The 9,846-nt window shown below is 38.4% G+C and carries 13 protein-coding genes and 1 pseudogene; 5 read left to right on the forward strand and 9 right to left on the reverse strand.

The genetic code is table 11. The features are described 5' to 3' along the window. The 5 genes and pseudogenes from BLR88_RS17900 to BLR88_RS17920 all read right to left on the reverse strand — a co-directional run. Positions 1-251 (reverse strand): annotated as a pseudogene (locus BLR88_RS17900) (IS701 family transposase); the annotation flags it as partial. 206 nt (positions 252-457) lie between these two features. Continuing rightward, positions 458-1,528, reverse strand: coding sequence for an NAD(P)/FAD-dependent oxidoreductase (locus BLR88_RS17905; RefSeq protein ID WP_162265020.1), 1,071 nt, complete (start codon positions 1,526-1,528; stop codon positions 458-460). A 257-nt stretch (positions 1,529-1,785) separates the two neighbouring features. Then, positions 1,786-2,571 (reverse strand): C40 family peptidase, encoded by a 786-nt coding sequence (locus tag BLR88_RS17910; RefSeq protein WP_175493680.1) that lies wholly within the window; start codon positions 2,569-2,571, stop codon positions 1,786-1,788. 560 nt (positions 2,572-3,131) lie between these two features. Beyond that, positions 3,132-3,803, reverse strand: coding sequence for a YneB family resolvase-like protein (locus BLR88_RS17915; RefSeq protein WP_091261477.1), 672 nt, complete (start codon positions 3,801-3,803; stop codon positions 3,132-3,134). Between the two features lie 68 nt (positions 3,804-3,871). After that, positions 3,872-4,087, reverse strand: a complete 216-nt coding sequence (locus BLR88_RS17920; protein WP_057898840.1) for a DUF896 domain-containing protein — start codon at positions 4,085-4,087, stop codon at positions 3,872-3,874. A gap of 287 nt (positions 4,088-4,374) precedes the next feature. Here BLR88_RS17920 and BLR88_RS17925 point away from each other — a divergent pair, with 287 nt between their 5' ends. Both BLR88_RS17925 and BLR88_RS17930 read left to right on the forward strand, forming a co-directional pair. Continuing rightward, the gene (locus BLR88_RS17925) at positions 4,375-4,665 is read left to right on the forward strand and encodes an AraC family transcriptional regulator (protein ID WP_175493681.1); all 291 of its coding nucleotides are present in this window, start codon (positions 4,375-4,377) and stop codon (positions 4,663-4,665) included. 298 nt (positions 4,666-4,963) lie between these two features. After that, on the forward strand, positions 4,964-5,329 hold the full coding sequence (locus BLR88_RS17930; protein ID WP_057898841.1) for a hypothetical protein: 366 nt from the start codon (positions 4,964-4,966) through the stop codon (positions 5,327-5,329). Between the two features lie 310 nt (positions 5,330-5,639). Here BLR88_RS17930 and BLR88_RS17935 read toward each other — a convergent pair whose 3' ends face one another. Together BLR88_RS17935 and BLR88_RS17940 are read right to left on the reverse strand one after the other, a co-directional pair. After that, complete coding sequence (locus BLR88_RS17935; RefSeq protein ID WP_057898842.1) at positions 5,640-7,325, reverse strand: methyl-accepting chemotaxis protein; 1,686 nt, start codon at positions 7,323-7,325, stop codon at positions 5,640-5,642. Between the two features lie 266 nt (positions 7,326-7,591). Beyond that, positions 7,592-7,729 carry a BhlA/UviB family holin-like peptide gene (locus tag BLR88_RS17940; protein WP_082705978.1) on the reverse strand — a complete coding sequence of 46 codons (138 nt, stop codon included), beginning with the start codon at positions 7,727-7,729 and terminating at the stop codon, positions 7,592-7,594. A 114-nt stretch (positions 7,730-7,843) separates the two neighbouring features. On the opposite strand from BLR88_RS17940, the gene BLR88_RS19790 reads away from it, so the two are divergent. Then, positions 7,844-8,008, forward strand: coding sequence for a hypothetical protein (locus BLR88_RS19790; protein ID WP_156424038.1), 165 nt, complete (start codon positions 7,844-7,846; stop codon positions 8,006-8,008). 35 nt (positions 8,009-8,043) lie between these two features. Here BLR88_RS19790 and BLR88_RS17945 read toward each other — a convergent pair whose 3' ends face one another. Next, positions 8,044-8,184, reverse strand: a complete 141-nt coding sequence (locus BLR88_RS17945; protein WP_082705979.1) for an XkdX family protein — start codon at positions 8,182-8,184, stop codon at positions 8,044-8,046. A gap of 371 nt (positions 8,185-8,555) precedes the next feature. Here BLR88_RS17945 and BLR88_RS17950 point away from each other — a divergent pair, with 371 nt between their 5' ends. Continuing rightward, entirely contained in the window at positions 8,556-8,885 is a 330-nt protein-coding gene (locus tag BLR88_RS17950) for a site-specific integrase (protein ID WP_257721605.1), read from the forward strand. 63 nt (positions 8,886-8,948) lie between these two features. Here the strand turns inward: BLR88_RS17950 and yneA are convergent, their stop codons facing one another. Next, positions 8,949-9,236 carry a cell division suppressor protein YneA gene (gene yneA, locus BLR88_RS17955; RefSeq protein ID WP_091261473.1) on the reverse strand — a complete coding sequence of 96 codons (288 nt, stop codon included), beginning with the start codon at positions 9,234-9,236 and terminating at the stop codon, positions 8,949-8,951. A 227-nt stretch (positions 9,237-9,463) separates the two neighbouring features. Here yneA and lexA point away from each other — a divergent pair. After that, positions 9,464-9,846, forward strand: a 383-nt coding sequence (lexA, locus tag BLR88_RS17960; protein ID WP_091261475.1) for a transcriptional repressor LexA, incomplete at its 3' end; no start/stop codon positions are given.

Consider the following 9,846-nt stretch of genomic DNA (forward strand, 5'->3'; position numbering starts at 1 on the left):
ATTATACGCATCAAATGCTGCTCATTCCACTTCCCATGAGTAAGAAAATGGCTCAGTGTCCGTCGGTCTTGTGAATGGCAGCTTTCACGATGGATATCGGTTAACGTTCCAGAAAAACCTCTGGTCATCACACCATCGAGAAAATGAACCATATGGTTCATTACCGGCTTAGAAAAATAAAGTGGGAAAGGCCAGGTACGTAAAATATTGTTGATTTCCTGTTGATGTGCTACCCTATACGTAAGAGGCATATAGTCTTCTCCTTTGCGTAAAAGTGGTTGGTGGTACTTCTATTTTTACACAGGGTGAAGAGATATGTCTCTTTTCTATTCAATTGTAAATTTGTGTAAGTGTTTTTGGGCAACTACAGTATTAAATTTATTTAATGTTCCCGCGCGCAGACTTTCAATTTAGCTATAGCTAGTGATTAGCGTTGTCTACGGCGCGGGAAATATCATTATCCCAAATGATGCTTATGCATCCACAACACGCCCGATTTAATTACATTCGGTACTTTTCCAAGTAGCACATTCCCATTTACAAGGCCGAATCCTGTTTTCTTTCCAAGATACCCCAACACGCCCTTTAGTTTAATTGGCTCTGGAAGATACTCACGACCTTCCCATACAGAAATGAAATATTGTCCGAGTTGCTTACCTTGAATATGCGCAAGTTGGGCGCTCGGAGCAAATTCCGAGCTCGCACAATCCCCGATAACAAATATGTCATTATAATACGGAAGTTCATAGTTTTCTTTCACGACAATACGAGTTAAACGATCGGCGTTACTATAAGCCAGAAGCGGACTTGCAACCGGATTCGGTTTAATACCTGCAGCCCATACGCACATATCGTATTCCATCCATTCCTGTACAGGCCCATAATATATGGCCCTTTCATCAATCATCGTCACGCTTACATTCGTCATTACTTCTATAGAATTATCTTCCAAATGTTGGCGCACATACTTTCGGATGCGGTCTGGTAACGTCGACAATACTTCATTCGAACGCTCCATCAATATAATTTTCAAATCGGGATGTTGTTCGCGCAAATCGCTGGCAAACTCGATCCCGGAAAGCCCTCCGCCAATAATTGCTACACAGCTTCCTGGAGGTAACTGGTCAATTTTTTTTCTCGTCCGCATCGCCTGGCCAAAAGTTTGAATGCTTTCTGTATATTTTTCCGCCCAAGGTACGTTGAAATAGTTGTCTACGCATCCAAGCGCAACGATTAACTGGTCAAAGGCCACTTCGTTGTTTTTGCATATTACTTTATGATAGGCAACTTGAATTTCCTCGACTTCATCAAGAATATAATCGACTTGGCTATGTATAGGAAAAGCTGCTTTGACTTTGTTTTCGTTCAACGATCCACTGGCCAGCGCGTAATATTCTGGCTTAATAGTATGACAAGGCAATCTGTCGATAACTGAAATGCACACATCAGATGGTATATGTGGCAATATAGTGTTGATAAAGGCCATACCTCCGTAACCGGCACCTAGTACAACAATGTGCTTGTTCATGACGCTTGCTTTTCCCCCTTCTTTCTGCCTTTGTCGATTGTTTCCGTCATTCATTTTTCTTCTTTTTTATCATACTTTTTTTTATCATACTTTCTCGTCCTTCTCTTCACAACTTTTCTATTGATTTGTCTGCTTCGTCGCCTTCTCCCATAGTAGGAGGTTCATAAGAATAAAGAAAAAATAATCCCACCTTCAAGAACAAGAATAAGAAAGTATTCCTTTGCATGAAGGTGGGATTATTACATCAACACACTGTTCTAGAATAAACGCTTTGCCCCATAATATTGGTAATTTTTAAAGTACCAGTCTAAGGTATCAATGCGCACACTTTTTGATGCGGCATGCGCCATTTTGTTGTCTCCTATGTATATGCCCACGTGAGTAATATAGCCTTTTTTCTCCGAATCAAAGAACAGCAAATCACCTGGTTTTAATTCATCTTCTACAGCTTGACCGACTTCAAACTGCTCCTCAGAAGTGCGAGGCAAATCGACACCCATGGATTTAAATACATATGCCGTAAAACCACTGCAATCAAATCCTTCTGGCGTGGTTCCGCCCCATTTGTACGGAATACCAAGGAGCTGATTAATAAGTGCATTCATCTGGCTTGGTTCGTATGTTCTTGATTCAGAACGCGAAGTTTTTTCTTCCCTTTCCTGGTTCAGAGCCAATGTTGGCGTTTGCCGAGCTACTTTTGCAGTGTTTGACGATTGTTGCCCGCGCGTAGCTACCACCGAGCTTCGTTTGGTGGAATTTGCCGCCACATAATCGGTCAAAATACCGCTCGTTTCATTTCTGGAGGATAATGAACCTTTGCCATTTCCAGTTGTTTGTTTTTCTGTCCCTGGAATTGTTAGAACTTGTCCGACCTTAATGATATCGCTTGTCAATTTGTTTACCTTCTTTAATTCCTCTATCGAAACACCAAACCGTTTGCTTACTTTGTACAAAGTATCATCCTTGCCAACGGTATAAGAGGCAGCCGATACAGGCGTGACAATAGCCATGGACAAAAAAGTTGCCAACGCTAATCTTCTCATTGCTTTCACCATCCCCATGTTTATCTATTTTTCTATTATCTGTTTCTTTATTTTTCTATTTCTCTGTTATTTTTCACGTTACAAAAGCGACAAATTACGGGCGAATAGTAAAAAGTATGTACCGATTATATTCTTATTCTAGCTTTATTCACGAAGAATGGGTATTGTTTTTTTAAGAAAAATATGCATTAAGTACAAAATACCTATCGAAACCGTTTTGCGAATGAATAGAAATAATCTCTAAAATCTATTAAATGAAAAAGAATGTATTGCCCTTTTCATAAAACTGACTATATTTTTTGCAGTCGAACACTATCCCTTTCTGTTATCCTTTTTTAATTTTCTACTTCACTCCAACGATACTCACCTCTCATAACTAAGCTTAAAATCATGTTAACATAAAAATTACGTTCTCAACCTCAAAAACAAAAACCACCCGCTTTTCATATGATTCGTTTAAAAAGCGGGTGGTTGTATATGTATTTTGTGTCTGTATTTTTCTATCCAATTTGGTTCATTATAATGATACCAGACTGGTAAAAGTTCCGTTACATACTTTTTCATCTTCCCGTATTCTCGCCGTTTTTTCCGACTTGCTGAGCGGCTATATGCTCACGGAAGCGACGATGGACGGTGGCTCGCGACGCTTCGTATCCCAATCCGCGAAGCGTGAGGGCAATCTCTTCGAATGTAAGTTTTTTGCGGCGCAACTTAATGATTTCGTCAATCGGAAGTTCATTCCGTTTGCGCCCGCCTTGGTCAGTGTTTTTTAAATTTTTCTCTGGACGGTATCCTTTTGCAATAGCACGTTGCATGCCACGTGAAATTTTATGGTTGGTTAGTCTGCGCTGATATTCTTCCACAATCGCGAGAATTTCCAACACCATGCCCTCCATTTCACTTACCTGTAATTCTCCCTGATTATCAATCGAGAACACTTTGCCACCCAGTTTGCGGATTTGGTGAAGGGCGGCAATTTTACTGTTGCCGCGTCCCAGCCGTGATTCATCCTGAATGACAATCGCTTCGATCTCACCGTTTGATAACGCTTCAAGCAGCGTCAGAAGTCCGGACCGTTCCATGTCAAAACCGCTTTCTTGTTCAGAAATTTCATGGACAATTGTCCAACCTTTTTGTGATGAATATCGCCTCAGCTCTTCCATCTGACGAGCGAGGCTCGTTTCCTGCTCTTTGCGCTCTGTACTTACTCTTGCGTATAATCCTACTCTCATTTTTTCACCTACGCTCTTTTCTTTATGTAAGGGCAAAAAATCCCTCCAACATATGCGGAGGGACTGTATCAGTGTTTATATTTTCTTGGCAAGGGCCCTATTTCCCTTCCGTTTTCATCCACTAAACGAATCAATTCGAGATTTGCTTTAAGCGAACGGCGAACTGCCTGAATATATTCATTACGTAGCGCTTTTTGTTCCGCTTTCTCTTTCTCCGTAAGCCCCGTACTTTTCGATTTAGCGGCAAGTTCATTAATCCGTCTAATTTTCTCTTCGGTTACCATGCCAGTCATATCCCCCTCTCTATAATAAGTATAACTTGAGGTTGTGAATAAAGGAGACCGGAAGTGTCCATTCATTATAGCATGGTTTCCTCGAATGTCAACTGCCCTTATTTTACTAGACCTTATCAAAGTAAAGATACTCTGCATTCTCTTTAACACTTACACGGGGTTTCCCTTGTTGATTTTTGCTTCATCGTCCTTGCAACCTATGATCACCACAAACGTTTTCGTTATTTAAATATTTAATCAGAATTTAATAAATATTTTATCGAAAGGGATGACTTATTATGAAGCTGTATTTCATCAACAGCATTAGAACTAATAATTTTAATGATGAGCAAATGATGGAGAAAATCAAAACTATGTGGGGAGAAGCCTCTCGCAAACTGAAAAACCATCAAAATAGTGTATATGGAGTTTATTATGATTACGAAAGTGACTATAAAGGAGATTATTCATTAAGCGTTGCAATTGAAGATAATAATGGGAAATCTTTTATTGAAATACCGAATAACGAGAAATATGAAGTCTTTAAAGTAGATACCACTGACGAACAAGGTATCATTATTAGTTATTAATCAACAATATTAGTTAACATAGCCGAAAATAAAAATCCCCGCCATCCATAAGGACAGCGGGGTATTTTTTACCACATAATATCAAGAAAAATCTTACTATTAATAGTATGTTAATATAATAGTTATATTTATTTACATTTATGTATATTTTTAGACGAAATTCTCCTTAATTCACTCTCTTATTGTCATTTTACACAGAATTTTGATGAAATTTTTTTATATAAATAGGAAGAAAAATACATTAATATATTGTTAGGAATTTCTATAAGTTTCAAAAAATTAAAGAGGTAATGAATCAATGAAGAAAAAAGTTTTAGCTACATTATCTGCTCTTTCTCTATCCATTTCCTTAACACCAGCCGCTTTCGCTTCTGAACAATCGATTTCACCTGTTACAGAACATACAGTAGTATCGGATTCCAAAATAGCATCAGATACTTTTTATGAAAGATTAAGGGTTGGTAGCACTTCTCGCGAGATTTACGGTTATAGTTTCGTACCTGAATACGGTTGGCCGGATGTTATTGATATCCGTCTTTATGAGGATAAAAATGGACTTACTTTCGCAAGGGTAAAAGGCGTGGCGCCGGGTGAAGCGCTTGTTACTGTTGATATAGGAAATGGTGAAAAAAGATATTACTATTTCACCGTTAAAAAGAATTAAGGGTTAGGTCTATATATACACATGTATATAAAGATTAGAAAGAAACAGCCTCAAAATAAATAGGCTGTTTCTTTTTAGGTAGGCTAAAAACATAGGAAGGGTTTCTTTTGCAGTGATAAATGTGAGATTTCAATTCCTTATAGGTAAGCTACAAACCATTTTACATGAAAACACACATAAGGAATATAAAGGAAAATATTTTTGTGAATTAATGCGCATCCGATAATATTCCTTATGCAAAAAAAGCAGTTCCTTTAGAAGACTTAGAACTGCTTTTTTAGTGTATCGTATCTATATTTACTGTAGGGGATTAAACCTTAAACTTGGTCACTTCATTTTGTAATTCCTGGGCAAGCTTACTTAGAGAATCCGCAGAAGCTGTAATTTCCTCCATTGATGCCAGCTGCTCTTCAGAGGCTGCGGCAACTGCCTGTGTGTTCATTGATATATCTTTCGAAATACGTGTAATCTGGTCTATAGAGGCTGTCAACTGTTCTGCACTTGCGGATATTTCTTCTGTTGCTGCTGATACTTCTTGTACCTGATTAGTAACCTGCTGAATGGAATCCAAAATGTGACGGAAAGCCTCTCCTGCCTGATGTACGATTGCAGATCCAGACTTGACTTCTTCTGTTCCTTTTTCCATTACACTTACAGCATGTCTCGTGTTTTCTTGTATGTTCTGAATTAAGACTGCAATTTGTTCGGAAGATTGTTTGGATTGTTCTGCAAGTTTTCTTACTTCATCTGCAACAACAGCAAATCCTTTTCCGTTTTCACCTGCCCGTGCAGCTTCAATTGCAGCATTAAGCGCCAGGAGATTTGTTTGATTTGCAATGTCACTAATAACCTCAATAATTTTTCCAATCTGCTTTGAGTTTTCTCCTAAATCTTTAATTACAGCAGCAGCTTCCTGCACGGAAAGATTTATGCTTTCCATTTGTTGTATCGTTTTAACTATGATCTGATTTCCTTGTTCAGCCTCGTGTAGCACCTCTGTGGATGATTCTGAAACTGTGGAAGCTGATTCAGCAATACGTTGCAATCCAGCTGCACTTTCTTCCATCGCCTTTCTATTTTCTTCCATACTTTTCATCTGGACATCTGTGGCGCTAGAAATATCTTGAATAGACGTAGCTACTTGATTGGCTGCCTCAGCAGACTGTTCAGAACCTGCATACAATTCCTCGGAAGAAGTAGCTACCTGTTCGGAACTTATACTCACTTTACGAATTAACTCCCGCAAATTTTGCTTCATGTGATTAAACGAACGTGCCATTTCCCCAATTTCGTCTCTGTTTTTTATATGAATATCAGAGATGGAAAGATCGCCTTCTGCAATTTGTTTCGCTGCTTCTGCTACTGCTATAACGGGTTTAGATATAATGCGGCTGATATAAAAAGCAATAAGCATTCCGATTACTAACGTAACAATCGAAATCATGAATACAACGCTTTTAACATTTGAGACTTTAGCAGACGTTTCCTGGCTCCCTTTATGTAATGAATCCTGCTGGTATTTTTCTAACTGTTGCGCTTTTGCAGCCAATTTCACTCCTATAGGCGTTCCCTTTTCCTTCATAAGCGCAATGTAGCCTTCTACATTACCTTGTTTTTTGTACGCAGCTATTTGCTTAGCTACTTCTTCGTACTCAATATGAAGCTGATTTAACTGTTGCAAAAGGGTTTGAGCTTCTTTCGACTTTGTAATCTTCTGCATTTGGTTTAATAGTTCCAAGAATTTACCTTTGCTTTCCTCATAACTTTTGAAATCCGAATCATCACCCGAAATTAAATATCCCCAAACCGCTTTAGCTTCTTGTGCTGACAAATACTTCAGCTCTTTAGTAATATTAAGTTTTTTGACTCGGTCATCAATTAAGTTAGAGTATGTATTGTTTACGGATGAAATTTGGTAACTGCCAATTGCCGCTATCATCGCTAAAAGCAAAAGAACAGCAAAAAACCCAGAAAACAATTTCTTGCTTATACTCATTTCTTCCTCTCCTCCATGAATGAATATGTATCTATTTTACACTCTTTCAATAAATAATAGTACCTATTTTAAGTAGTCGTAAATACCTTGTTTAATGAATTTGAGTACATGAAATTCATACAAATTCTTGCCTGTTTGATAATGCCATTTATATTCATAGTGTCTGATACTGTCCACTATGGTAAACTCATTAAACACAAAAAGCCGGAATTCGGCCAAATTCATCCGTTTAATGAAGACTCGTTCTCGTCAGCACGACTTTAACACTATGTCTCTTTGTCTATATGTTCCATGAGTTTCTGCTCGCGTTCCCGTGCTTCTTTCTTAGTGGACAATAATAACCAAACAAAAAGGGCCGCGAACGGCCCCTGTTGAAACAAAATCTTCAGTAAGCTTTCTTCCATCCTTATATTCCTCCTCACCCCCTGTTGGGGAAAATAAAAAGCCGCTAAAGCGACTGTGTTCAGGTATATTCCCTCATTATTTGTGTCCAAGCTTGTTTATTAGGAGGGATTACCGTGAAAAAATTTTTATTTTCATTATTGTTAATGATTTTGTTCTTTTCTTTAGCTATTGCATTTTTGCTAACGAAAGAAACAGAAGTAATCGTCGCTCCAATAAATAACGGTAGTATTATCAGTCAAGTTACGGGGCCAGATACTATTACAATAGTAATTCCATAATAAAAACGCCTCTTCCGATCTGGAAAAGACGCTTGTTAAGCTGAATATGGCTCATTCGTAATTTGTTGATACTCATCAGCTGTAATCCATTTTGCACCAACAAATACTTTTACATCATCCGTTGTATAAAATCCTTCGTCAAAATACATTTTTACTGCGCTATACCAAATAGACATAAGCAAAAATCCCCCCATTACGAGCTAACGTAAGCAATAAGGTCTTTCCACTTATAAACTGAAGTTGAAAAAACCAAATTGGTATTTGCTACAAAAAATAGGACGGGCCTTGTTGAAATGAAAGGTGAAATCATTGATTATTTTTTACAATTCTCTCCCCTTCCTTTTTAGGACATATTAAACTCAAAGATTTAAAGCCAATGCATCTTCAAAAACTATATAAGAAGAAACTAGATAATAGCCTTTCTTCTAACTACATTCGTAATATACACTCTATTATCAGAAAAGCACTAAACGCAGCAACAGAGTGAAATTTTATCCCAAAAAACATCGCTTCATTAGCCAAAGCTCCACGGCCAGAGACAACCAATATTAAAACTTGGACATTAGAACAAGCAAACTACTTTTTAGAAGCTATGAAAGGAAACAGCAACTTTATTATATATCTCCTAGCAATTTATACCGGAATGCGCCGAGGAGAAATTCTTGCACTGCGTTGGCAAAATTGTAACTTTGATGAAAAGAAAATCAGCATTCGACAAACGTTATATCGTACAGGCGCTAGCAAACTCCAGTTTCAAGAGCCGAAAACTAGAGGCTCCAAAAGAGTTATTTCTCTTTCCGACTATGCTGTCGCTTGCTTACGAAAACATAAGGCTGAACAAAAGGTGGTCAAAATGTGGTCATTTGCCTATTTTTAAGAAAAAAAGAAGAGAGAACCTCTTATATATCAAGCGTTTTCTCTCCCCACAATCTTTTTTACTTTATTTAATCGGAATAATAATATGATCACCTGGATGTACAATGGCGCTGTCAAGCTTGTTCTCGCGCTGGATATAAAATAATAGCTCGTTAATGGACATGCCAGCCTTCTCATTATAACGATCAGCGATCGACCAGAGCGTATCGCCAGCTTCTACTACCACCTCAACACCAAGTGGGTTCGCTGGCTTATCGTTTCCGCCAATAGATGCAAACACAAGATTTGCCATGCCGAGGATACCCATACCGATAATAATTCCGATAAGTAATGATTTCTTGTTCATCTTCATCGTACTATCCCCCTTCTATTGTTTTCGCTTTCGTTATTGAGAGTTTATGCTTGTCTATGTATAATAGAACTGAATGAAAAAGAACATTTGTTCTTAGTTGTATATCAATATATTAATCAGAACAAGCGTTCTTGTCAACAAAGATTAGAACTTATGTTTGTATACTAGAACAAATGTTGATATAATTAAGAACAAGGAAGATTTCATAGAAAGAATGGGGTGTTAGTATGAAAAAGCTGTCCAGCCGTCAACTTGCCATCCTTGATTACATAAAGAAAGAAGTCAGGGAAAAAGGCTATCCGCCGTCCGTACGTGAGATCGGTGAAGCCGTGGGCCTCGCTTCCAGCTCTACGGTTCATGGACACTTGGCACGCTTGGAGAAAAAAGGACTGATTCGCCGCGATCCGACAAAGCCGCGCGCTATCGAAATTTTAGACGGGGAGCGCAATGAAGCTACAGACGCGTCCGTTAAGACTGTAACGATTCCCGTATTGGGGAAAGTTACGGCCGGTATGCCGATTACAGCGGTGGAAAACATTGAGGAATACTTCGTGTTGCCGGAAAACATGGTTGGAAATGATACGGTCTATATGCTGCGTGTGCAAGGAGA

Origin of the sequence: Aneurinibacillus thermoaerophilus, from assembly GCF_900099925.1 — a bacterium.
GTDB classification, from domain to species: Bacteria; Bacillota; Bacilli; order Aneurinibacillales; family Aneurinibacillaceae; genus Aneurinibacillus; species Aneurinibacillus thermoaerophilus.